25 protein-coding genes are annotated in these 23,275 nt (G+C 65.3%); 12 read left to right on the top strand and 13 right to left on the bottom strand.

Annotated features, from left to right (window positions below):
* Window positions 1–72: 72 nt before the first annotated feature.
* The 9 genes from PVW49_RS06310 to coxB form a co-directional block, all read right to left on the bottom strand.
* Window positions 73–660, bottom strand: coding sequence for a GNAT family N-acetyltransferase (locus PVW49_RS06310; protein WP_048529758.1), 588 nt, complete (start codon window positions 658–660; stop codon window positions 73–75).
* Window positions 660–1,922, bottom strand: coding sequence for a M16 family metallopeptidase (locus tag PVW49_RS06305; RefSeq protein WP_074834297.1), 1,263 nt, complete (start codon window positions 1,920–1,922; stop codon window positions 660–662). The genes PVW49_RS06310 and PVW49_RS06305 overlap by 1 nt, the downstream gene beginning before the upstream one ends.
* Window positions 1,919–3,307, bottom strand: a complete 1,389-nt coding sequence (gene thrC, locus PVW49_RS06300; protein WP_274590138.1) for a threonine synthase — start codon at window positions 3,305–3,307, stop codon at window positions 1,919–1,921. Before thrC ends, PVW49_RS06305 begins: the two co-directional genes overlap by 4 nt.
* 3 nt (window positions 3,308–3,310) lie before the next feature.
* The gene (locus tag PVW49_RS06295) at window positions 3,311–3,988 is read right to left on the bottom strand and encodes an SURF1 family protein (protein ID WP_048529752.1); all 678 of its coding nucleotides are present in this window, start codon (window positions 3,986–3,988) and stop codon (window positions 3,311–3,313) included.
* 198 nt (window positions 3,989–4,186) lie between these two features.
* Window positions 4,187–4,993 (bottom strand): cytochrome c oxidase subunit 3, encoded by an 807-nt coding sequence (locus PVW49_RS06290; protein ID WP_048529751.1) that lies wholly within the window; start codon window positions 4,991–4,993, stop codon window positions 4,187–4,189.
* Between the two features lie 27 nt (window positions 4,994–5,020).
* A complete protein-coding gene (locus PVW49_RS06285) occupies window positions 5,021–5,596 on the bottom strand; it encodes a cytochrome c oxidase assembly protein (protein ID WP_048529749.1) in 576 nt (191 codons plus the stop codon).
* On the bottom strand, window positions 5,596–5,760 hold the full coding sequence (locus tag PVW49_RS06280) for a cytochrome c oxidase assembly protein (protein WP_048529747.1): 165 nt from the start codon (window positions 5,758–5,760) through the stop codon (window positions 5,596–5,598). Before PVW49_RS06280 ends, PVW49_RS06285 begins: the two co-directional genes overlap by 1 nt.
* A complete protein-coding gene (gene cyoE, locus PVW49_RS06275) occupies window positions 5,757–6,710 on the bottom strand; it encodes a heme o synthase (RefSeq protein ID WP_074834293.1) in 954 nt (317 codons plus the stop codon). The genes PVW49_RS06280 and cyoE overlap by 4 nt, the downstream gene beginning before the upstream one ends.
* A 76-nt stretch (window positions 6,711–6,786) precedes the next feature.
* Window positions 6,787–7,650, bottom strand: coding sequence for a cytochrome c oxidase subunit II (gene coxB, locus PVW49_RS06270; protein WP_048533666.1), 864 nt, complete (start codon window positions 7,648–7,650; stop codon window positions 6,787–6,789).
* A gap of 197 nt (window positions 7,651–7,847) precedes the next feature.
* Between coxB and tldD the strand changes: the two genes are divergently transcribed.
* Together tldD and dprA are read left to right on the top strand one after the other, a co-directional pair.
* Window positions 7,848–9,269 carry a metalloprotease TldD gene (tldD, locus tag PVW49_RS06265; RefSeq protein ID WP_274590137.1) on the top strand — a complete coding sequence of 474 codons (1,422 nt, stop codon included), beginning with the start codon at window positions 7,848–7,850 and terminating at the stop codon, window positions 9,267–9,269.
* 170 nt (window positions 9,270–9,439) lie between these two features.
* Window positions 9,440–10,585, top strand: a complete 1,146-nt coding sequence (gene dprA / locus PVW49_RS06260; protein ID WP_274590136.1) for a DNA-processing protein DprA — start codon at window positions 9,440–9,442, stop codon at window positions 10,583–10,585.
* Between the two features lie 106 nt (window positions 10,586–10,691).
* Here the strand turns inward: dprA and PVW49_RS06255 are convergent, their stop codons facing one another.
* Window positions 10,692–11,144 (bottom strand): hypothetical protein, encoded by a 453-nt coding sequence (locus PVW49_RS06255; RefSeq protein ID WP_274590135.1) that lies wholly within the window; start codon window positions 11,142–11,144, stop codon window positions 10,692–10,694.
* 138 nt (window positions 11,145–11,282) lie between these two features.
* On the opposite strand from PVW49_RS06255, the gene topA reads away from it, so the two are divergent.
* The gene (gene topA / locus PVW49_RS06250; protein WP_274590134.1) at window positions 11,283–14,000 is read left to right on the top strand and encodes a type I DNA topoisomerase; all 2,718 of its coding nucleotides are present in this window, start codon (window positions 11,283–11,285) and stop codon (window positions 13,998–14,000) included.
* 556 nt (window positions 14,001–14,556) lie between these two features.
* The gene (locus PVW49_RS06245) at window positions 14,557–15,108 is read left to right on the top strand and encodes a L,D-transpeptidase (protein ID WP_074834288.1); all 552 of its coding nucleotides are present in this window, start codon (window positions 14,557–14,559) and stop codon (window positions 15,106–15,108) included.
* A gap of 54 nt (window positions 15,109–15,162) precedes the next feature.
* On the opposite strand, the gene PVW49_RS06240 is transcribed toward PVW49_RS06245, so the two are convergent.
* Both PVW49_RS06240 and PVW49_RS06235 read right to left on the bottom strand, forming a co-directional pair.
* Window positions 15,163–15,588 carry an SRPBCC family protein gene (locus tag PVW49_RS06240; RefSeq protein ID WP_048529739.1) on the bottom strand — a complete coding sequence of 142 codons (426 nt, stop codon included), beginning with the start codon at window positions 15,586–15,588 and terminating at the stop codon, window positions 15,163–15,165.
* Window positions 15,563–15,925 (bottom strand): ArsR/SmtB family transcription factor, encoded by a 363-nt coding sequence (locus tag PVW49_RS06235; protein ID WP_274590133.1) that lies wholly within the window; start codon window positions 15,923–15,925, stop codon window positions 15,563–15,565. The genes PVW49_RS06240 and PVW49_RS06235 overlap by 26 nt, the downstream gene beginning before the upstream one ends.
* Window positions 15,926–16,088: 163 nt before the next feature.
* On the opposite strand from PVW49_RS06235, the gene PVW49_RS06230 reads away from it, so the two are divergent.
* Together PVW49_RS06230 and PVW49_RS06225 are read left to right on the top strand one after the other, a co-directional pair.
* Window positions 16,089–16,793, top strand: a complete 705-nt coding sequence (locus tag PVW49_RS06230) for a CoA transferase subunit A (RefSeq protein ID WP_048529735.1) — start codon at window positions 16,089–16,091, stop codon at window positions 16,791–16,793.
* On the top strand, window positions 16,793–17,416 hold the full coding sequence (locus PVW49_RS06225) for a 3-oxoacid CoA-transferase subunit B (RefSeq protein ID WP_048529732.1): 624 nt from the start codon (window positions 16,793–16,795) through the stop codon (window positions 17,414–17,416). Before PVW49_RS06230 ends, PVW49_RS06225 begins: the two co-directional genes overlap by 1 nt.
* Window positions 17,417–17,567: 151 nt before the next feature.
* Here the strand turns inward: PVW49_RS06225 and PVW49_RS06220 are convergent, their stop codons facing one another.
* The gene (locus PVW49_RS06220; RefSeq protein WP_274565700.1) at window positions 17,568–18,377 is read right to left on the bottom strand and encodes a lytic transglycosylase domain-containing protein; all 810 of its coding nucleotides are present in this window, start codon (window positions 18,375–18,377) and stop codon (window positions 17,568–17,570) included.
* 361 nt (window positions 18,378–18,738) lie between these two features.
* On the opposite strand from PVW49_RS06220, the gene PVW49_RS06215 reads away from it, so the two are divergent.
* From PVW49_RS06215 to PVW49_RS06190, 6 genes are all read left to right on the top strand, one after another.
* Complete coding sequence (locus tag PVW49_RS06215; RefSeq protein WP_048529728.1) at window positions 18,739–18,918, top strand: Flp family type IVb pilin; 180 nt, start codon at window positions 18,739–18,741, stop codon at window positions 18,916–18,918.
* A 90-nt stretch (window positions 18,919–19,008) separates the two neighbouring features.
* On the top strand, window positions 19,009–19,188 hold the full coding sequence (locus tag PVW49_RS06210; RefSeq protein WP_048529728.1) for a Flp family type IVb pilin: 180 nt from the start codon (window positions 19,009–19,011) through the stop codon (window positions 19,186–19,188).
* Window positions 19,189–19,443: 255 nt separating this feature from the next.
* The gene (locus PVW49_RS06205) at window positions 19,444–19,623 is read left to right on the top strand and encodes a hypothetical protein (RefSeq protein WP_048529726.1); all 180 of its coding nucleotides are present in this window, start codon (window positions 19,444–19,446) and stop codon (window positions 19,621–19,623) included.
* A 200-nt stretch (window positions 19,624–19,823) separates the two neighbouring features.
* Window positions 19,824–20,810, top strand: coding sequence for a Flp pilus assembly protein CpaB (cpaB, locus tag PVW49_RS06200; protein ID WP_274590132.1), 987 nt, complete (start codon window positions 19,824–19,826; stop codon window positions 20,808–20,810).
* Between the two features lie 216 nt (window positions 20,811–21,026).
* The gene (locus tag PVW49_RS06195) at window positions 21,027–22,451 is read left to right on the top strand and encodes a type II and III secretion system protein family protein (RefSeq protein ID WP_048529723.1); all 1,425 of its coding nucleotides are present in this window, start codon (window positions 21,027–21,029) and stop codon (window positions 22,449–22,451) included.
* A 4-nt stretch (window positions 22,452–22,455) separates the two neighbouring features.
* On the top strand, window positions 22,456–23,151 hold the full coding sequence (locus PVW49_RS06190) for an OmpA family protein (protein WP_048529721.1): 696 nt from the start codon (window positions 22,456–22,458) through the stop codon (window positions 23,149–23,151).
* Window positions 23,152–23,275 lie beyond the last annotated feature (124 nt).

Raw genomic sequence — 23,275 nt, 5'->3', positions numbered from 1 at the left:
GTGATTCGCCGATCGGTCACGGGCTGTTGATGGCGCCGGGCCCCATTTGCCCGGGCAGACGCCCCTCGTGCCTCAAAGACCGGCGTCGGTTTTGCCCCGGCGGTCGATGCGCAGCGCGGCATAGAGCACATGGGTACGCCAGCGGCCGTTGATTTGCAGATAGCTCTGGGCCACGCCTTCATATTTGAAGCCGGCGCTTTCCAGGAGCCCGCGCGAGGCGTGGTTTTCCGGCAGGCAGGCGGCCTCGATGCGGCTCAGGTCCATCTTGGTAAAGGCGTGATGCACCAGCGCGAGGATGGCCTCGCGCATGTAGCCCTGGCGGGCATGCGGCGCGCCGACCCAATAGCCGAGCGTGCCGGCCTGGGCCGGGCCCCGGCGGATGTTGTCGAGGGTGATCGCGCCCAAGAGCGCCTGATCCTCGCGGCGCACCAGGAACAGCGGCATGGCGGTGCCATTGGTGATGGCGCGCTGCGACCAGTAGACCCGGTTGGTAAAGCTCTTGCGGCTCAGGTGGTCGTTCGACCAGGTCGGCTCCCACCGAGTGAGAAACCCGCGCGAGCTGTCGCGCAGGGACGACCAGTCGCGGTAGTCCGAATGCAGGGGCGCGCGCAGGGTGAGACGGTCGGTCTCGAGCCGTATCCTGCGTCGGGCCAGAAGCATCAGGCGGCGCGCCGCGCGTTCAGCCCCGCGAGATCCGGGGCGGCCTCGACCGGGCCGTAAAGCGCCATGGCCACCGGCGCGCTGGCGGCAAGGTGCCCGCCGAAGTCGCGCACGCCCTGAACGGTGACCGCATCGATCCGCGCGATGGTTTCGGTGAGCGGCGGCACCCGGCCCCAGATCTGCACCATGCGGGCCAGCCGTTCGGCCCGGCTCGACGGGCTTTCCAGCCCCATCAGCAAGCCGGCCTTCATCTGCGCGCGGGCGCGGGCGACCTCGGCCTCGGTCATGTCATCGGCGGCGCGTTTCAGCTCGTCGATGGTGAGCCCGACCAGATCGGGCAACTGCTCGGCCGAGGTGCCAGCATAGATCGTCATCATGCCGGTATCGGCATAGGCGCCGGCCTGGGCAAAGATCGTGTAGCAGAGGCCACGGTTCTCGCGGATCTCCTGAAACAGCCGTGAGGACATGCCGCCGCCAAGCGCGACGGAATGGATCTGCGCGGTATAGATGCTTTCGTCGCGGTAGCCGGGGCTTTCCAGCGCCAGGGCGAAATGCGCCTGCTCCAGCGATTTCACCGTCCGGCTTTCGCCGCCGCCAAAGCGGGCCGGGCTGTCGAGCTCGGCGTGGCGCGGGGCGAGGTGGCCAAAGAGCGCCTCGGCCTGTTTCACCAGCGCCGCGTGATCGACGGCGCCGGCCGCCGAGAGGATCATCTGGTCGGGGCCGTAATGCTCGGTGACAAAACGCGCGAGGTCTTCGCGGGTGAATGCCTGAACCCGCTCGGGCGGGCCGAGGATGGTGCGGCCCAGCGCCTGATCGGGATAAGAGGCCTCTTGCAGCCAATCGAAGATCACGTCGTCGGGCGTATCGTTGGCCTGGCCGATCTCTTGCAGGATCACCCCGCGCTCGACCTCGATTTCGCGCGGATCGAACACCGGGTTGAGCAGGATGTCGGCCACCACGTCCACCGCCAGCGGCACGTCGTTTTTCAGCACGCGGGCGTAATAGGCGGTCACCTCACGCGAGGTATAGGCGTTGATATAACCGCCGACGTCCTCGATCGCCTCGGCGATCTGCAACGCCGACCGGGTCTCTGTGCCCTTGAAGGCCATATGCTCGAGGAAATGCGCGATACCGTTCTGGTCTTCGCGTTCGGCGCGGCCGCCGGCGCCGACCCAGATGCCGACCGAGGCCGATTCAAGCCCCGGCATATGTTCGGTGACGATGCGGAAACCGTTGGCGAGCGTGTGCAATTCTACCGTCAAGAGGCGATCTTCTCCCGGATGTGGGTTTCGAGGGCGGCGAGGTCGTTTGGCACTCGGGTCACCCGTTCCGCACGCTCATACAGATCTGCCATGCGTTGGGGAAGCCCCGGCCGCTGGCCCGATGCTTTTTCCACCGCATCGGGGAATTTCGCCGGGTGGGCCGTGGCCAGGGTGATCATCGGAGTGGCCGGATCGCGGTGCTCTTCGGCCACCTTCACGCCGACGGCGGAATGCGGGCAGAGCAGTTCGCCCATGGTCTTGCGCGCCGCCGCGATGGTGGCCAGGGTTTCCGCTTCGCTGGCGCGGCCGCTGTCGAAATGCTCGCGCAGGCGTTGCAGCGCGCCCTGGCTGACGTTGAAACCGCCCTGCCCCAGCTCGTCCATCAACTGGCCGATGGCATTGCCGTCGCGGTCATAGGCGTCAAACAGCGCACGTTCGAAATTCGAACTGACCTCGATATCCATCGAGGGCGAGATCGAGGCATGGACGTCGCCCTTGCGGTAGTCGCCCGACGACAGGCAGCGGTGCAGAATGTCGTTCTGGTTGGTCGCGATCACCAGCCGATCGATCGGCAGCCCCATGCGCTTGGCGATGTAGCCGGCAAAGATGTCGCCGAAGTTGCCGGTGGGCACGGTGAAGCTGACCTTGCGGTCCGGCGCACCAAGCGAGACGGCGGACGAGAAGTAATAGACCACCTGCGCCAGCACCCGCGCCCAGTTGATCGAATTGACCCCGGCGAGGCGGACTGCGTCGCGGAAGTCGAAATGGTTGAACATGTCCTTGAGCCGGGCCTGGCAATCATCGAAATTGCCATCCACCGCGAGGGCGTGGACATTGGCCTCGGCGGGCGTGGTCATCTGCCGGCGCTGCACCTCGGAAACCCGACCATGCGGGAACAGGATGAAGACATCGACGGCATCGAGCCCGCGAAAGGCCTCGATCGCGGCCGAGCCGGTGTCACCGCTGGTGGCGCCGACGATGGTGACCCGCTCGCCCCGGCGTTTCAGCGCATCCTCGAACAGCTGGCCGATCAACTGCATGGCGAAATCCTTGAACGCCAGCGTCGGCCCGTGGAACAGCTCGAGCAGGAAGTGGTTGGGCGCCAGCTGCACCAGCGGCGCGCGGGCGCCATGGCCAAATCCGGCATAGGCGCGGGCGATGATATCGCCGAAGCTTTCGTCGGTGAAGCTGTCGCCGACAAAGGGGCGCATCACGCGAAAGGCGGATTCCTCGTAGCTGAGACCGGCCAGCGCCGCGATATCGGCGCGTGACATCTGCGGAATTTCGGCCGGCACATAGAGACCGCCGTCACGGGCGAGGCCGCTGAGCATTGCCTCTTCGAAGGAAAGTTCCGGGGCGCGGCCCCTGGTCGAGATGTATTTCATCGCTCAAGCGTCCTTGGTCTGGCGTGCGCGGAAGATGTAATAGCCGGTCATCCCGAGCCAGATCGCGGCGAGGGAGAACCATGTGACGGCATATTGCAGGTGATCGTTCGGGATGGCCGAGCTGTCGACCGGCAACGGCGCGATCCCCGGCGCCGGGGGCGTCTCGCTGCGCAGGATGACAAGCAGCGGCTCGGTCTTCAGGGCCTTGGCCATGTCGCCGACGTCGCGGGCATACCAGATGTTGGCTTGCCGATCGTTCTCGGGGGTCGCGGAGGTGCGGTCGTCGGGCCAGTGGATATTGCCGGTGATCTCGGTCGGGCCGGTGCGCCGGGCGGCGTCGCGGGCGGCAACCGGGATAAAGCCGCGATCAATCAGGATGTGGCGGCCGGTATTGGTCAGGAACGGGGCGATGACGCGGTAGCCGGCGCCCTTGTGTTTTTGCGAGACCAGCACAAAAAGCTCGGCGCTGCCGATCTGCCCGCTGAGGGCGACCGGGGCATAGGTATCGGCGGCAATGTCGGGCACCTCGGGCAGCGGGATCGGATCGGCGGCGATGCGGGCATCGATCGCGGCGAGGATGTCTTCTTTCCAGGCGAGGCGCTGGAGTTGCCACGTGCCCAGCCAGACCAGCAGCGCGGTGCCGGCCACTCCGATGATCAGGGCAAAGAGAATGCGTGTCATGACGTCCCGGTGTCGCACGGAAATGGCGCGCCCCGTGTTTTCCATGGTTCCGGCAGGTTATGCAACCGCAAAGGCGGCCGGCGAGCCGGGCCGGCGCTGGCCTCGCCTTGTTCCGGGCCGGGTGTGTCACGGCCAGCCCCTGGAAAGGAAAACGCCCGCCGATGCGGCGGGCGTCTAGACATTCAATTCCGGCTCGGCTCAGCCGCCCCAGATGTAGACTGCGGCAAAGAGGAAGAGCCAGACCACATCGACGAAGTGCCAGTACCAGGCGGCGGCCTCGAAGCCGATGTGCTTTTCGGGGGTGAAATGCCCCTTCAGCAGCCTGAGCAGGCAGACGAAGAGGAAGATCGTGCCGATGATCACATGCGCGCCGTGGAAGCCGGTCGCCATGAAGAAGTTGGCGCCGTAGATATTGCCGGAGAAGCCGAAGGCCGCGTGGCTGTATTCATAGGCCTGGAAGATGGTGAAGATCACACCCAGGACGATGGCGATGATCAGACCCCATTTCATGTCTTCGCGATTGTTCTCGTGCACCAGCGCGTGGTGCGCCCAGGTGGCAGCGGCGCCCGAGCAGAGCAGGATCAGCGTGTTGATCAGCGGCAGGTGGAAGGGATCGAAGGTCTCGATGCCCACCGGCGGCCAGACGCCATCGACGGCCGGGCTCATGCCCCCCGGGTCCATCGGATAGAGCGCGTGCTTGAAGAAGCTCCAGAACCAGGCGGCAAAGAACATCACTTCCGACATGATGAACAGGATGAAGCCGTATTTCAGGCCGATCCGCACCACCGGCGTGTGGTCTCCGACGCGGCTCTCGGCGATCACCTCGGACCACCAGCCGAACATGACATACAGCACGCCGACAAAGCCGATCAGGAACATCCACGGACCATTGTCGTGGAACCAGAGCACCGCGCCGAACAGCATCACGAAGCCCGAGACCGACCCGAGCAGCGGCCAGATCGAGGGGTTCAGAATGTGATAATCGTGGTTTTTTACATGGGCCATTGTCGTGTCTTCCCTCGTGCAAAAGGCTCAATTCGTTTGTGTTGTTTCCGTCGCCGCGTCAAGCGCGGCAGTCTCGGGCATGTCGATTTCGTAGAAGGTATAGGACAGCGTGATATGCTTGGTGTACTTCGCATCGCGGTCTTCGACAATCTCGGGATCGACGTAGAAGGTCACCGGCATCTCGACCCGCTCGCCCGGCATCAGCACCTGTTCGGTGAAGCAGAAACATTCGATCTTGGTGAAAAAGGCCCCGGCGTCATACGGCGCCACATTGTAGCTCGCCTGCCCGGCGATCGGCCGGTCGGTGGGGTTGTAGGCCTCGTAGAAGGCCAGGCCGGTCTCGCCGAGACGGATTGTCATCTCGGGTTGCAGCGCCTTGAACTCCCACGACATCTCACGCTCGAGCGAGGCGTCGAAGCGGATCTTGATGGTCTTGTCGAGGATCACGTCGCTGCCGGTCTCGGAGACATTGGTCACGCCGCCAAAGCCGGTCACCCGGCAGAACCAGTCGTAAAACGGCACCGAGGCCCAGGCCAGCCCGCCCATCAGCACAACCACCGATACGGTCTGGGCCACGGTTTTCGCGGGTCCGCTCAATGCCATCATTCAGCTCCTTCACTGGTCGCGGAGTCGCGGAAGCCCTGGCTGGTGACCTTGACGTAGGTCAGTCCAAAGACGATCACGATCAGCGCCGCCAGCACCAGGCCGACGCCAAGGTTGCGGCCCTTGCGGCGCTGGTGCAGCTCATGTTCGGGGGGAAAGTTCACAGCAGGCCTCCAAGCGACAGCGCCACGCCGGCCCGGTCCAGCCCGGCCTCGACGAGGATCGCACCGAAATGGGCAAAGAGATAGAGCAGCGACAGCTTGAAGAAACCGCGCTCGGCGGCGAAATTGTCGGCCTCGGCATCCTCTTCGGTGCGGCGCCAGATGCGGAGCGCGCCCTTGATGAACAGCGCGTTGAGCACCACCGCAACCACGAGGTAGACCGGCCCGCCCGCCCCGGTAAAGGCGATGGCCACGGCCAGCGCCGCCAGCAGCAGGGTGTAGACGAGGATATGCGCCCGTGTCGCCTTGCGGCCGTGGGTCACGGTCAGCATCGGCACGCCGGCGTTGTCATAGTCGCCGCGCATGAACAGCGCCAGCGCCCAGAAATGCGGCGGTGTCCACATGAAGGTCAGGCAGAACATCAGCACCGATTCCACCGCGATGCCGCCAGTGGCCGCGGCCCAGCCGATCATCGGGGGGAAGGCGCCGGCGGCGCCGCCGATGACGATATTCTGCGGCGTCCAGCGCTTGAGCCACATGGTGTAGATCACCACGTAGAAGAAGATGGTGAAGGCCAGCAGCCCCGCCGCCACCCAGTTTGTCGCCAGCCCGAGCAGCAGCACGGCGAAACCGGACAGGCCAATGCCGAGCGCCAGCGCCTCTTCGGGCGCGACCTTGCCGGCGGGAATCGGCCGGCCGGCGGTGCGTTTCATCACCGCGTCGATATCGGCGTCCCACCACATGTTGAGCGCGCCGGAGGCCCCGCCGCCGACCGCAATGAACAGCACCGCGCAGAAGGCGATGAAGGGATGCACCGGAACCGGCGCGGCCAGCAGGCCGACAAAGGCGGTGAACACGACAAGCGTCATCACCCGCGGTTTCAGCAGGGCGAAATAATCCCCGAACTGGGCTTCGCTGTCGCGGCTGGCACTATGAAGGCTGGCGTCGGTCATCTTGGTCTCCGGGGCGCCGGGCGGACGCCCGGCCTACGGCGGATGGGTAGGCCGGGCGGCTGCCCGGCCCGGTCACTTACTTGGCCGAAGCCAGATCGTAGGGCAGCGGCAGGCCGGCATATTCCTCGACCGCGCCGGCGAGCCATTCTTCGTAGGCCTCTTCGCTCACCACCTTGACGGTGATCGGCATGTAGGCGTGGTCCTTGCCGCAGAGTTCGGAGCACTGGCCGAAGTAGACGCCTTCGCGCTCGGCCTCGAACCACAGCTCGGCGATCCGGCCGGGCACGCCGTCCTGCTTCACGCCAAAGGCCGGGATGGTCCAGGAGTGGATCACGTCGGCGCCGGTGACCTGCATCACCACGGTCTTGCCGACCGGCACGACAACGGCGGTGTCGGTGGCCAGCAGGTAGAGATCGTCGGAATAGCCGGCATCCGCCAGACCTTCGCGGCCCAGCATGAAGCTGTCGAACGCGATGACGCTGGGCTCGACACCCTCGACGCCGGGATCGACATATTCATACCCCCAGTACCACTGATAGCCGGTGGCCTTGATCACGATGTCGCCTTCGGGAATTTCCTGCTGCTTGAACAGCACCGGCAGCGAGAACGAGCCGATCAGCACCAGGATGGCGATCGGCCCCACAGTCCAGGCGACCTCGATCGGGGTGTTGTGGGTAAAGGCCTTGGGCGTCGGGTTGGCCTTGCGGTTGAAGCGCGCAAAGCAATACACCATCAGGCCGGCGACGAAGATGCAAATGATGGTGATGACCACCAGCAGCATGCCGTCGAGCCATTGCAGATCGCGCGCCAATTCGGTGGCCGCGGGCTGAAAGCCGACCCCGTTCGGGACCGGCTTGCCCACGATCTCGAGATCCTGCGCAAGGGCAGGCGCCGCGGCGAGCGAGGCCGCAAGGCCGGTGAGCAGAGATTTAAGTTGCATCATATACACCCTGGTCGGTTCATGCTGTTCGTCTGTTCGGGGGGCGGGCGCGGGAAATTCGCGCATACGAATCCATTGCCGCGCCGCCCATTGTAACGCAGGCGTTTAAAATCATATTCTTGATACGAGATAAAGCACCACGCCCGCGTCAAAGGGCCGCTTTTTTGATTTGGATCAAACTTCCCGAGGCATATCCCATGGCAGAGACCGCGTTTCGCCCCTTTCAGACATCGCTCGACCCGGACCGGGCGCTGGCGCTTGTGCGCGCGGCCACGGACGGCGCCGAGGATGGCGAGCTGTTTCTGGAGCGGCGCCGCTCCGAAGTGCTGCATTTCGACGATGGCCGCGTGAAAACAGCCAGTTACGACGCCTCCGAAGGCTTCGGCCTGCGCGCCGTCAAGGGCGAGGTGGCGGGCTATGCCCATGCCACCGAGATCTCCGAACCGGCGCTGAAACGCGCGGTCGAGACCGCGCGGCTGGCGGTGGGCGATGGCGGCGGCGTCATGGCGCCCGGCCCCAAGCCCACCAATCGCAGGCTCTACACCGATGCCGACCCGATCGCCGGGGCGGAGTTTCCGGTCAAGATCGAGACGCTGCGCGAGATCGATGCGTTCGCGCGCGATCTCGATCCGCGGGTGGTGCAGGTCTCGGCCACGATCATGGCCTCGCATCAGGAGGTCGAGATCCTGCGCCCTGACGGGCTGCATGTCACCGACGTGCGGCCGATGACGCGGGTCAATGTCTCGGTGATCGTCGAACAGAACGGCCGGCGCGAAAGCGGCGTGGCCGGCGGTGGCGGCCGGCTGGGCCTTGACGGGCTGCTCGATCCCGCGGACTGGCAGGCCAAGGCGCGCGAGGCGCTGCGCATCGCGCTGGTCAACCTCGACGCCGAGCCGGCGCCGGCCGGCGTAATGGACATCGTGCTTGGCCCCGGCTGGCCCGGTATTCTCCTGCATGAGGCCATCGGCCACGGGCTGGAGGGGGATTTCAACCGCAAGGGCAGCTCGGCCTTTGCCGGGCTGATGGGCCGGCAGGTCGCGGCGAAAGGCGTGACCGTTCTGGATGACGGCACCCTGCCCGACCGGCGCGGCTCGCTCTCGGTCGATGACGAGGGCACGCCCTCGGGGCGCAACGTGCTGATCGAGGACGGCATCCTGACCGGTTTCATGCAGGACCGTCAGAACGCGCGTTTGATGGGGGTCGAGCCCACCGGCAACGGCCGGCGCGAGAGCTTTCAGCACATTCCCATGCCGCGGATGACCAACACCTACATGCTGGGCGGCGACACCGATCCGTCAGAGATCGTGGCGGGCCTGGAGGATGGCATCTGGGCGGTGGGCTTCGGCGGCGGCCAGGTCGACATCACCAACGGCAAGTTCGTGTTTTCGTGCACCGAGGCCTATCGGGTGAGGAACGGCAAGGTCGGCGCGCCGGTCAAGGGCGCGACGCTGATCGGCGACGGGCCTTCGGCGCTGATGCGCATTCAGGCGCTGGGCAACGACATGGCGCTCGATCCCGGCATGGGCAATTGCGGCAAGGCCGGGCAATGGGTGCCGGTGGGCGTCGGCCAGCCGACGGTGCGCATCGGCGGGCTGACCGTCGGCGGCGCGGCCGCCTGAGCCGGCCAACGTGACACGGGGCGGCCTGCCGGCATGTTGCCGGCGGGCCGCAGACCTCCGATCCGGGGCGCCGGGACGAAGAGGCCTCCCCTCCCGGTCAAGCGATTACGGTTTACCGTCCGTTAACCAGCCACATTGTAGACATGATTCTGCAAGCAGGCGGGATCAGGATGGCCGACACAGTTTCTTCTTCCTCTCACCCCCTACTCCCACCCACCTCGGAAGATGACCGGCTGGGCTGGCTCCGCCTCTTGCGCTCTCATCGTGTCGGTGTCTCGACCTTTTACCGGCTGATGGCCGAACATGGCACGGCCGAAGCCGCGCTTGCCGCGCTGCCCGATGTGGCGCGGGCCGCCGGGATCGACAGATACACCCCCTGTTCGACAGCCGATGCCGAAGGTGAATACCGGCGCGGCAAGGCCGTTGGCGCCCGGCTGATCTGCCGGGGCGAGGCGGAATACCCCGCCGCGCTGGCGCAACTGGCCGATGCGCCACCGTTTCTCTGGGCCCGCGGCCGGATCGACCTTCTGGACAAACCGCTGATCGCCCTGGTCGGCGCACGCAATGCCTCGTCGCTGGGCACGCGGATGGCCCGGGCGCTGGCGGCCGAGCTGGGAGAGGCCGGATTTGTCGTGGTCTCGGGCCTGGCCCGCGGCGTCGACACCGCCGCCCATCTCGCCGCGCTCGACAGTGGAACCATTGCGGTCTTTGGCGGCGGCGTCGACGTGATCTACCCGTCGGAAAACACCAAGCTGGCCGAGGATATCCTGGCCCGCGGGCTGGTGCTCTCGGAACAGCGGCCGGGACTGGCGCCGCAGGCCCGCCACTTTCCCCAGCGCAACCGGATCATTTCGGGCCTGTCGCGTGGCGTGGTGATCGTCGAGGCGGCGGCGAAATCCGGCAGCCTGATCACCGCGCGCAATGCGCTCGACCAGGGCCGCGACGTGCTTGCGGTGCCCGGCCATCCGTTCGACGCGCGCGCCAGCGGCTGCAATCTGCTGATCCGCGATGGCGCCCGCCTGGTGCGCAACGCCGGCGACGTGATCGAGGCGCTGGGCCCGATCTGCGCCGCCGCCGCGCCGCAACCGGAGCTGCCGCTGGTGCCCGAGGCCGCGCCGCAGAAACGCAGCCTGCGCGACACCGCGGCGCTGCATGGCGAGATCCTGGCGCGGCTCGGCCCCTCGCCGCTGGCCGAGGATCAGCTGATCCGCGACCTCGACGGCCGCTCGCGCGAAGTGGCGGCACAATTGACCGATCTGGAGCTCAGCGGCCGGATCAAGCGGCATCCCGGCGGCCTGATCTCGCTGGCCTCCTGAGACGCAAGCGCTGCCCCCCGCAGCCCCCCGCCCCGGACCTGATCCGGGGCCTCCCGGCCGGCCGCGCCGCCCCCGGCCGGGCACGCAAATCCCCGGGCCCGGCCCGTCAGAAACAATAATCCGAAATCACCGGCCGGTATTCCTCGCAGAGCGGATCCCAGGCGAACCAGACATCCGTGGCGCCGATGGCGTGATGCACCGCCACCCAGGTCGCGCCACTCTTGCGATAGAGCACCTGAATGTTGGTGCCATCCATCATCCCCGGATCGAGCGTGCCGCGCAGAAAGCCCGGTGTGTCCCGCAGATCGATCGCCGCGCCGCCGGCGCGCTGAGCGGCCAACGCGGCAAAGGCCAGATCTCCCGCCACGCGCAGCTCGCCGACGACAAATTCCACCGGCGCGCCCAGCTCCCATTCGGCATGCGGCCGCAGCGCGTCCATCAGGGCGCTGCGGGTGGCGCTGCCGCGGGCCGGCTCGGACCATTCCTGGGCCGGGGCCGCCCCGGCCCCGAGGCCGCAACCCAGAACCAGAACGGCGCAACATGTCAGATGGCGCGGCATGACCTCTCTCCCCGGATACCGCAGACTAGCGGCAGGCGCGGGCGTTTCACAACTCTGATTTGCCTGCATTGACTTTTGCACCACTCCACCCACATGTTCCGCCGCCAGAGCAGGCGGTTTGAGTCGAAAGGAAATTTCATGCCAGTTGTTGTTGTCGAATCTCCGGCCAAGGCCAAGACAATCAACAAATATCTCGGCTCGGATTACACCGTTCTGGCGTCTTATGGCCATGTGCGTGACCTGCCCGCCAAGAACGGATCGGTCGATCCCGAGGCGGATTTCGAGATGAAATGGGAGATCGGCGCCGACAGCCGCAAGCACGTCAAGGCGATCGCCGACGCGCTCAAGGACGACAATGCGCTGATCCTCGCCACCGACCCCGACCGCGAGGGCGAGGCGATTTCCTGGCATCTGGAAGAGGCGCTGCGCAAGCGCCGGGCGATCAAGAAGGACACGCCGGTCAGCCGCGTGGTGTTCAACGCGATCACCAAGACCGCCGTCACCGAGGCGATGCAGAATCCCCGCCAGGTCGATGCGCCGCTGGTCGAGGCCTACCTCGCCCGCCGGGCGCTGGACTACCTCGTCGGCTTCAACCTGAGCCCGGTGCTCTGGCGCAAGCTGCCCGGCGCGCGCAGCGCCGGCCGGGTGCAATCGGTCTGCCTGCGGCTGATCGTCGAGCGCGAGATGGAGATCGAGGCGTTCCGGCCGCGCGAATACTGGTCGGTCAAGGCGCTGCTCACCACGCCGCGCGGCCAGGACTACGAGGCCCGGCTGACGGTGCATGCCGGCAAGAAGCTCGACAAATACGACCTGGAAAACGAGACCGCCGCCGAGCTCGCGGTGCAGGCTGTCACCTCGCGTGATCTCTTCGTGAAATCGGTCGAGGCCAAGCCGGCCACCCGCAACCCCTCGCCGCCCTTCATGACCTCGACCCTGCAACAGGAGGCCAGCCGCAAGTTCGGCATGGGCGCGCGGCAGGCGATGAACGCGGCGCAGCGGCTCTACGAGGCCGGCCATATCACCTATATGCGGACCGATGGCATCGACATGGCGCCCGAGGCGGTCGACGCCACCCGCGCGGCGATCAAGGATCGCTACGGCGCCGAGTTCGTGCCCGACAAGGCGCGGATCTACAAGAACAAGGCCAAGAACGCGCAGGAAGCGCATGAATGTATCCGGCCGACCGACATGAGCAAGGACATGGAGGCGCTGAAACTGCGCGAGAGCGACCAGGCCAGGCTCTATGACCTGATCTGGAAGCGGACCATGGCCTGCCAGATGGAAAGCGCCCGGCTCGAGCGCACGGTGGTGGAAATCGCCAGCCAGGACGGCCAGGTCGGGCTGCGCGCCAATGGCCAGCGCATCGCCTTCGAAGGCTTTCTCAAGGTCTACGAAGAAGGCCGCGACGACGTGGCCGAGAGCGATGACGACCGTATCCTGCCGCAGATTATGGAGGGCGAACCGGCAAAGTTCGCCAAATCCGGGCTGGAGGGCGACTACACCAAGGCCGGCGACAGCGCCCCCGCGGTGGTCGAGACCTCGGGCATCCAGCGCAACGGCAAGGCGCTGCTCAGCGAAAACACCGCCGTTCTGGCCTTGCAGCACCACACCCAGCCGCCGCCGCGTTATACCGAGGCCACGCTGGTGAAAAAGATGGAAGAGCTCGGCATCGGCCGGCCCTCGACCTATGCCAGCATCGTCACCACGATCCAGGAGCGCGGCTATGTGCTCAAGGAGAAGAACCGGCTGATCCCCGAGGACAAGGGCCGGATCGTCACCATCTTCCTGCTGAATTTCTTCCGCAAATACGTGGGGTATGAATTCACCGCCGACCTCGAGGAGGATCTCGACAAGGTTTCGGCCGGCGAAGGCGACTACAAGGAACTGCTCAAGCGCTTCTGGCAGGATTTCTCGGCCGCGATTGCCGAAACCTCCGATCTGCGCATCGCCCAGGTGCTCGACGTGCTCGACGAGGCGCTTTCCGATCAGCTCTACCCGCCGCGCGAGGATGGCACCGATCCGCGGATTTGTCCGAAATGCGGCACCGGTCAGTTGCACCTCAAGACCTCGCAGACCGGCGGTTTTGTCGGCTGCGGCAATTATCCCGAATGCACCTACACACGGCCGATTGCCGGCGAAGGCGCGGATGGCGAGGAAAAGCTGCTGGGCGAGGATCAGGGCGACGAGATCTGGCTGAAAGCCGGCCGCTTCGGCCCCTATGTGCAGCGCGGCGAACCGACGCCCGAGAACAAGAAGCCGCCGCGCGCCTCGCTGCCCAAGCAGAAAGGCCAATATGTGCCCGGCTGGGGGCCCGATGACCTGACGCTGGAGAAGGCCGTGACCCTGCTCAGCCTGCCGCGCGAGATCGGCGAACATTCCGAAGGTGGCATGATCAAGTCGAACTTCGGCCGTTTCGGGCCCTATGTCATGCATCAGAAGCCGGACGAGGAAAAACCGGTCTACGTCAATCTGAAAGACCCGATCGAGGTCTTCGAGATCGGCATGAACCACGCCGTGGAACTGCTCGAGCACAAGCGCGCCAACCCCGGTCGCGGCCGCGGGCGCACCGCCGTCAAGCCGCTGAAAGAGCTGGGCGATCACCCCGACGGCGGTCCGGTCAACGTGATGGAGGGGCGTTACGGGCCGTATGTGAAATGGGAAAAGGTCAATGCGACCCTGCCCAAGGACACCGAGCCCAAGGACGTGACCATGGAGATGGCGGTCAAGCTGATCGAGGAAAAGGCCGGCAAGAGCAAGAAGAAGGCCCCGGCGAAGAAAGCCGCCAAGAAGCCCGCGGCAAAAAAGGCGCCCGCCAAGAAAACCGCGCCGAAAAAGGCCGCCGCCAAGGAAGAATAACGCCCGCTTACGCAGGCCCAGAACGGCGCAGGGCGGCCCGAGGCCCCGGGTCGAGCCCGGGGCGCGAGGACGCGCAAGCCTCTCCACACACACCACCCGTCCCGGCCCCCGCGCCGGGACCCCGCCGCCGCAAAAACCCTCACGCACAAAACGCAAGAGGCCCCGGATCAAGTCCGGGGTGCGGGGACGCGCGAGACCGTCCGCACACCCCACCCGTCCCGGCCCCCGCGCCGGGACCCCGCCGCCGCGAAAACCCTCACGCACAAAACGCAAGTGGCCCCGGGTCAAGTCCAGGGCGCGAGGACGCGCAAGCCCCTCCGCACCCCCCAACCCGTCCCGGCCCCCGCGCCGGGACCTCGACACCGCAAAAACCCTCGCGCACAAAACGCGAGCGGCCCCGGATCAAGTCCGGGGCGCGGGGACGCGCGCGGCTCTCCACCCCCCGCGATGTGCCCTTTCCGCACTCACATTCACGCTCGCGAATACGTGAGTGGCCATGTCCGGCGCTTTCGGGTTCATGTCACGCTGCACGGAACGACAATCAAAGGGTCCTGACATGCACAAGAGTTTCAGCCGCCGCCGCCTGTTGGCCGTCTCCGGCGCGACGCTGCTTCTGCCCGCCGTGGCGCGGGCCGCCGAGCCGGTCCGACACAATGTCTCGGGCTTTGCCCAACAGGACTGGCGCGACCATTTCAGCGAGCTGGGCCAGGGCGCCATTGTCTGCGACACCCTCTCGCGCGCCCTGCATTTCTGGGCCGGCGATGGCAGCGACTACCGGGTCTATCCGACCTCGGTGCCCAAGACCGACGAGCTGACCAAGCGCGGCTATACCAAGATCGTGCGCAAGAAGGTCGGCCCCTCCTGGACGCCGACCCCCAGCCAGATGGAGCGCTTTCCCGATTGGCGGCCGGTGGCCGGCGGCGCGCCCGACAATCCGCTGGGCAGCCATGCGCTCTATTTCGACTGGCCAGCCTATCTGATCCATGGCACCCATGACACCCGAAAGATCGGCCGCCGGTCTTCGGATGGCTGCATCGGGCTCTACAACGAAAAGGTCGCCGAGCTTTTCGAGATCACCCGGATCGGCACCCAGGTCCGCCTGATCTGAGGCAGGATGCGGGCCGGGGCCAGACGGCCCCCGCCCGTCCCGCCAGCCCGGCGCTCAGGCCAGCGCCGTATCGAGCGCCGCCAGGATCGCGCTCCAGCCGGCCTTGTGATTGTCGCGCATCTCGGCATCGGGAAACCGCACATGGGTCAGCGTCACCCGCGTGCCGTCGCCTTCGGGCGCAAATTCCAGCGTCACCTCGCTGTCGGTCTCGGTGGAATAGGGGCTTTCCCAGGTAAAGACGATCCGCTCATGCGGCGAGATCTCGCGGTAGGTGCCGGCATGGGGCATGTCCTTGTCCCCCGCCCGCATCACGATCTCGAAGCGGCCGCCCTCGCGGGCATCGACATCGGCGCGCGGCACCGTCATGTCCTGCCCCGGCAGCATGAAGCGGCGCAGCATCTCGGGATCGAGCCAGGCCCGGAACACCGCCTCGCGCGGGGCGGCAATCGAGCGTTCAACTTGCATCGTCAGTTCGGTCATCTCTCTTTCCTTCCGTTATCACCCGGTCCAGGGCGTCCAGCCGAATTTCCCAGATCGACCGCAAGTCGCGGAACCAGCGATCGACCTCCGTCAGCGGCACCAGTTGGACGTCAATCAGATGCTCGCGCCATTCGCAGCGCCGCCGCACCAGCCCGGCCCGTTCCAACACCTTGATATGCTTGGAAACGGCATTGAGGCTGATGTCGAACCGCGCGTGTATATCCCCCACCTTCAGCGGTCCCTCCTGCGCCAGAAGCGTCAGGATATCCCGCCGCGTGGGATCGCTGGCGGCTTTGAGAATTGCGTTCAGATCGTGAGTCTCGGGTCGTTTAGCCATACGGTTGAATAATAGATTCGCAACCCCTCAGTCAACCTTTTGGATGAATGATAGGGCGTTCCGCTGCTAACGCTAACGCTCTCTGCACTGCGGCAATCCATTTGACTCTCCGTCGTCCAACGCCCACAAACTGCCCAATCATCACTTTCATGGGAGATTTTCGATGAAGAAGGTCTATGGCTCGGCGTCGGAGGCGCTGGATGGCCTGTTGCACGATGGCATGCTGATTGCCGCCGGGGGCTTCGGTCTCTGCGGCATTCCCGAGCTGCTGATCGATGCGCTGGTCGAAAGCGGCGTCAAGGATCTGACCGTGGCGTCGAACAATGCCGGCGTCGATGGTTTCGGCCTGGGCAAGCTGCTCGAAACCCGTCAGATCAGGAAGATGATGTCGTCCTATGTGGGCGAAAACGCCGAATTCATGCGCCAGTATCTCTCGGGCGAGCTCGAGCTCGAATTCAATCCCCAAGGCACCCTGGCCGAGCGCATGCGCGCCGGCGGCGCCGGCATTCCGGGTTTCTACACCAAGACCGGCGTCGGCACCCAGATTGCCGAAGGCAAGGAAGTGAAGCAGTTCCGCGGCGAGGATTACATCCTCGAAGAGGGCATCTTCGCCGACATCAGCATCGTCAAGGCCTGGAAGGCCGATGACACCGGCAACCTGGTGTTCCGCAAGACCGCGCGCAACTTCAATCCGCCGGCGGCGATGTGCGGCAAGGTCTGCATCGTCGAGGTCGAAGAGATCGTCGAACGCGGCACGCTCGACCCCGATCACATCCATCTTCCGGGCATCTACGTGCACCGGATCATTCAAGGCCAGCACGAGAAGCGCATCGAACAGCGCACCGTGCGCAAGCGGGAGGAAGCCTGATGCCCTGGGACCGCAATCAGATGGCCGAACGGGCCGCGCAGGAACTCGAAGACGGCATGTATGTCAACCTCGGCATCGGCATTCCGACGCTGGTGGCGAACTACGTCGGCGACAAGGACATCACCCTGCAATCGGAAAACGGCATGCTCGGCATGGGCCCCTTCCCGATCGAAGGTGAAGAGGATCCGGACCTGATCAACGCCGGCAAGCAGACCATCACCGAACTGGCGCGCACCTCCTATTTCGACAGCGCAACCAGCTTCGGCATGATCCGCGGCGGCAAGATCGCGGCGGCGATCCTCGGCGCGATGGAAGTGGCCGAGAACGGTGATCTGGCAAACTGGATGATCCCCGGCAAGTTGGTCAAGGGCATGGGCGGCGCGATGGATCTGGTGGCCGGCGTCGGCCGCGTGGTGGTGGTGATGGACCACCAGAACAAGCACGGCGACAGCAAGTTGCTCAAGCAATGCACCCTGCCGCTGACCGGCACCGGCGTGGTCGACCGGATCATCACCAATCTCGGCGTGCTCGACGTGGTCGAAGGCGGGCTGAAGATCGTCGAATGCGCCGACGGCGTGACCGAAGACGAGATCCGCGCCGCCACCGAGGCGACCGTCGTCTGACACCCGACCGGGGCAGCCCCGCGCTGCCCCGATCCCTCTTCTGTTCGAAAATACCGCGGGGAGGCCGCAGGCCGGCGGCTGAGCCCCCATCCGGCCCCGCAGGGGCTGAGCAGGCCGCCCCAGAGGGGCGTCCATGCCATATTGAGGCGGCTCAGTTCATCGTGACAAAGACGCAGCCGTCAGAGATGAACATCGGCGGGGTCTTGCACAGGCCCTGCGCCACCTTCCAGGCCGCCAGCACCTTGGGAATATAATCGCGGGTTTCGGCAAATGGCGGCACGCCACCGTGCTGGCCGATGGAATTCTCGCCCGCGTTGTAGCCGGCCAGGACAAGGATCGGGTCGCCCTCGAACTTCTCGACCAGGAAATCGAGGAATTTCACCCCGCCCCGGATATTGTCAGCCGCAACCGAGGCATTGCTCACTCCGAACCGGGCGGCGGTGGCCGGCATCAGCTGCATCAGCCCCTGCGCCCCGGCCGAAGACACCGCATCGACCCGCCCGCCGCTCTCGACCGACATCACCGCCAGCGCAAAGGCGGGCGAGACCCGGGTGCCGACCGTGGCCTTGAGGATCTCGATCCCCTGCGCCGTGGCGATCGCCTGCAACTCCGACAGGCGCGGCGCGCGCACCGCCTGGCCGGCGGGAGCGGCGTCCAGCGCCGCCAGCGCCTCTTCCAACCGGCCGGGGTTCCTGGCCTCGTATCTGGTCGAGACCCGGTTCCAGAACCAGCCATAGGCCGCGCCGTCGCCGTCATCGCGGGCGGCGGGATCGGGCGCGGGGGCCACGGGCTTGCGCGGCGCCGGCGCGGTGATCTGCACCAGGATGCGTTTCTTGGCGCCGGGCTTCGGCGGCTTGACCCGGCGGGCCTCGAAATCGGGAAAGGCCGGCGGCTCGGCCCGGGCCGGCCCCACGGCCGCCATCAGGGCGCACAGCACAAGGCCTCTTGCGAGATGTCTCATCGGTCTACCTGCTCTGCCTCGTTGGGCTATGTGATTGTCTCGACCCTCGCAAAAAACCCGCCTCGGGGCCAGTTTTGTCGGCCGCAAAAGCGGCACGCGCGCCATATTTGCCAGCAATTTTCCCGATCCGACGGCGCGGAAAACTTTCGCAAAAACTTGTTTCCCAGCAGAATCAAGTACTTCACGATAAAATCACAAAAGTGGCCCGAGACCCGGAAATCGCGCGATTGCTGCCCAACTGCCGCCCCAATCCGCTGGCTTATTAGCGTCATACCAAGTCGGACAGACCTGAGGTGAGAGGCAGTTCTGAGCACCCCGGCAAGGTTAACGAAACGCAAATCGACCTACGGAGACCAAAACCATGATCAAGTTCATCAAAAACTTCCGCAAAGACGAAGACGGCGCCGTGACTGTTGACTGGGTCGTCCTGACCGCAGCCATCGTCGGCCTGGCCATCGCCGCATACGGCGCGATCGAAACCAACGCCACCACGCTGTTCAACGCCACTGCCGGCGCCATCGGCGGCCAGAACGACTTCTGATCGACCGCCTGAGCATCTGACATGAGGGTCTTGCCGCGGCAAGACCCCGCCACAAACATCGGGCCCGTGAGCCCTACCCGGAGAAAAACCATGATTAAGTTTATCAAAAACTTCCGCAAAGACGAAGACGGCGCCGTGACTGTTGACTGGGTCGTCCTGACCGCAGCCATCGTCGGCCTGGCCATCGCCGCTTATGGCGCGATCGAAACCAACGCCACCACGCTGTTCAACGCCACTGCCGGCGCCATCGGCGGCCAGAACGACTTCTGATCGCTTAGTGCCTGAACATCGACAGGTGCCCCGATTTCACGCTTGGGCACCTGTCGGATCCGCTTCGCCGTATGGCGCCGGCCGCCCGTGTGGCGGCCGTTGCATGTCGGGACAGGGCGGATCGGATGATCGGACCGGGCGCAAGCGCCAGGTCCGCTGCGCCCCGACGTTTCGGGGCAGTTTCAGCTCGGCGCGGATGTCAGGCCAACCCCTGGCGGCGCCTCCCGCGGGTATCAAGAGTTAGGAGAGAGAGCTATGCAAAGGCTTCTCAAACAATTTTACAAGTCCGAAGATGGTGCCGTGACCGTGGATTGGGTCATTCTGACCGCCGCGATCGTCGGGCTGGCCTCGGTGGCCTATGTGACGATCGAGGGCAACACCAATACCCTGTCCACCGCAATTGGCGGCGCGATCGGCGGCCAGAACGATTTCTGACACCTGACAGAACGCAGGACCAAGTTTCGACGGCCGGCCCGATCCCTGGGCCGGCTTTCGCATGTACGTGCAGGGCGTGATCGGCGCCGGCCGCTGCGGCCGGGAAAGGCCGGCGCGCCGCCAGGACGCCCGCTGCCGGGCTTAGTTTCACCACATTTTCCCGGCATAAGACCGGGACGCTTCAAAGGAGAGGGCAGGATATGCGGGTGGTATTCGGATTTGTGCTGATTCTCGGCATCGCATTGGCCGGATTCGCGGTTTATCTGGCAAACGGCTATGTGAATTCCTATCGTGTCGCGCTGGCCAAGGCCAAGGGCGCCGAAGGCATCGCCACGGTCGAGGTCTTTGTCGCGACCAAGCGGATGAACTACGGCGACAAGCTGGACAAGGACGCGGTGCGCGTGGTCAAGTTTCCCCGTACCTCGGTGCCGGAAGGCACCTTTCTGCAACGCGGTGGCGCCGTGCCCTATCACAAGCCCTGGGACGAGCTCGACGAAGAGACCCAGGACCGGCTGCGCGAAAACCCGCAGCCTGGCGTGCACCCGCGCCGCGACGGCATGAAGATCACCGAGATCGCCGATCTCTTCCCCGAAACCGGCGAGGAACGGTTTGTGATGCGTACAATCGAGCGGGGCGAGGCGGTTCTGGCCAGCAAAGTCACCCTGCCCGGCCAGGATGCCGGCATCACCTCGCGGCTGAGCCCGGGCATGCGCGCCTTTGCGATCAAGGTCGACGTGGCATCCGGCGTTTCCGGCTTCCTGCGTCCCGGCGACCGGGTCGACGTCTACTGGACCGGCCGTGTCGCGTCCTTTGCCGACGAAAGCGGCCGCAGCTCGACCGATGTGACCAAGCTGATCGAGACCGGCGTCAAGCTGATCGCCGTCGATCAATCGGCCTATGGCGACAAGACCGCGACCACCATCGCCCGCACGGTGACCGTTTCGGCCAAGCCGCAGCAGGTGGCGGCGCTGGCCCAGGCACAATCGACCGGCCGGCTGTCGCTGGCGCTGGTCGGCTCGGGCGACACCAGCGAAGTGGGCCCGGTCGAGGTCGACCAGATGAGCCTTCTGGGGCTCGAGGCGCCGGAAGAGGAAAAGATCGTCGAGGTGGAAAAGGAAGAAGTCTGCACCATCCGCACCCGCAAGGGCGGCGAAATGATCGAAATCCCGATCCCCTGCACAAACTGAGCGACTCACCCCATATCCGGTAGGACAGCAAATGAAAAACGCCGCATCCTGTAATGTGGCGTTTTCTTTTTTCTGCGCCTGTTGCGAGATACCCACATAAACACAGGGTCGGAAGCCATTGAATATTGCAAAAAATCCAAAGTTCCCGCAAGGTGGCGCCAAATGCAGGCAACAAGACCTGCGCGTGTGAGGCGTGATCGGAAAGGCAGGTCACAGATGACAGTGAAGATGTTCCTCGGGGCCGCCCTCATGGGCGCCGCTCTGGCCACCGGGCCGTTTGCGCCAAGCGCGGAGGCCGAAACCCTTCGCGTGGTGCGGCAAGGCACCTCGTCCAAGCTCTCGGTGCCGATCAACCGCGCCGTCGTGGTTGAAAGCGACGTGCCCTTCGCGGAACTTTCGATTGCCAACCCCGCGATTGCCGATATCTCGTCGCTGTCCGACCGCACCATCTATGTGTTGGGCAAGGGCACCGGCACCACCACGCTGACCCTGCTCGACGCCTCGGGCCGGCTGATCACCAATGTCGACGTGCATGTGACCTTCGACCTGACCGAATTCAAGGAACGCCTGCGCCAGATCATGCCGGGCGAAAAGATCGAGGTGCGCAGCGCCGATGACGGCATCGTCCTGTCTGGCGTCGCCTCCTCCACGCAAAAGATGACGCGCGCGCTCGATCTTGCCGAACGCTACGCCCCCGACCGGGTGTCCAACCTGATGAGCGTCGGCGGCGTGCAGCAGGTGATGCTCAAGGTCCGCTTTGCCGAGATGTCGCGCAACGTGTCGAAATCGTTGTCGTCCTCGCTGGCGCTTGGCGGCGACATCTTCGGCGGCGATGTCGGCGTGCGGCTCGGCTCGGGCCAGGCGGCGCGCAACTCGGCGCTTCAGGGCATTCTCAACGGCACGATCCCCGGTTCGACCTCGAACGAGCTCTCCTCCTCGATTGGCTTCAACATGGGCGCGGTGGAAGTGGCGGTCCTGCTCGAGGCGCTGGAAAGCAAGGGCATGGTGCGGATGCTGGCCGAGCCCAACCTGACCGCGCTGTCGGGCCAGGAGGCGACCTTTCTGGCCGGTGGCGAATATCCGGTGCCGGTCTCGGCCGAAAGCGACCTGATCCGCATCGAGTTCAAACCTTTCGGGATCGAGCTGAGCTTTATCCCGCGGGTGGTCGACAATGACGTCATCAACCTTGAACTGAAGACAGCGGTGTCGGCCATCGACCCGACAAACGGATTTGTCAACAACGACTTCCAGATCGATGCCTTCACCCGCCGCGAAGCGACCACCACGGTCGAGATGCGCGACGGCGAGAGCTTTGCCATCGCCGGCCTGCTGAAGGACGATTTCCGCGATCTCAACGGCCAGGTGCCCTGGCTGGGCGATGTGCCGGTGCTGGGCGCGCTGTTCCGGTCGGCAGAATACAGCCGCGAACAATCGGAACTGGTGATCATCGTGACGCCGCATCTGGTAACCCCCACCCGCGGCGAGGCGCTGGCCCTGCCCACCGACAAGGTGCGCCCGCCCTCCGAGAAAGACCTCTTCCTGCATGGCCGCGTGGCCAGCGACACGGCATATAAAAAGGGCCCCGTTGCCGAGGTTGCCAAGCAGGATTTCTCCGGGTCCTATGGCTATGTGATGGATTGATCGGATGCAGCAGCCGCGCTTGACATATCTTGTGGCTTCGGTCGCCGCTCTCGGCGTCCTGGCCGGATGCTCGCCCGATCGGGGGCCGGTTCAGAGCTCGTTCTTTCGCGAATCCGGCGCGCTGATCGACACCGGCCATTTCGGCACCGCGACGCTGAACAACCAGGCCTATCAGACCGGCGAAAAGCAATGGGTCTACAACATGGCCCAGCGGTTTGCCGACGAGGTGCCGACCACGGTGAACTTTGCCTTCAACTCGTCGCAGCTCGAGGCCGGCGCACGCGCCATCCTGCGTCAGCAGGCGGCGTTCATCCGCCGCTTCCCCGAAGTGCGCTTCCGGGTCTATGGCCATACCGACAAGGTCGGCTCGAATGCCTACAATCGCCGGCTGGGCCAGCGCCGCGCCGATGCGGTGGTCAATTTCCTGATCGGTCAGGGCATTTCGCGTGCCCGGCTCGAGGCGGTGGTGAGCTTTGGCGAGACCCAGCCGCTGATCGTGACCCAGGGCCGCGAACGCCGCAACCGCCGCACCGTGACCGAGGTTTCCGGCTTCGTGGCGGGGCATCCGATGCTGCTCGACGGCAATTATGCCGCCGTCGTCTATCGCGAATACCTGGTGTCCGGCGAACCGGCCTCGACCTTTACCACCGGCGTGTCGACCGGCACGCAGGCGGACACCTCCGACAGTTCTGCCAACTAGACTACCTCGTCCGGCGGCACGCAGAAGGAGGCGGATGTTCCGCCTCCTTTTTGGTTTTCGGAGCCGGTGAACAATGCCTGGTCAGGCCCGCGATTGAACCGAATTCGCGAAATGACGATCTTTT

The organism is Marinovum sp. PR37, assembly GCF_028807375.1.
GTDB lineage: Bacteria > Pseudomonadota > Alphaproteobacteria > Rhodobacterales > Rhodobacteraceae > Marinovum > Marinovum algicola.
Note: the sequence above shows the minus strand (reverse complement) of the source record. Positions and strands in the feature narration are given on the sequence as shown.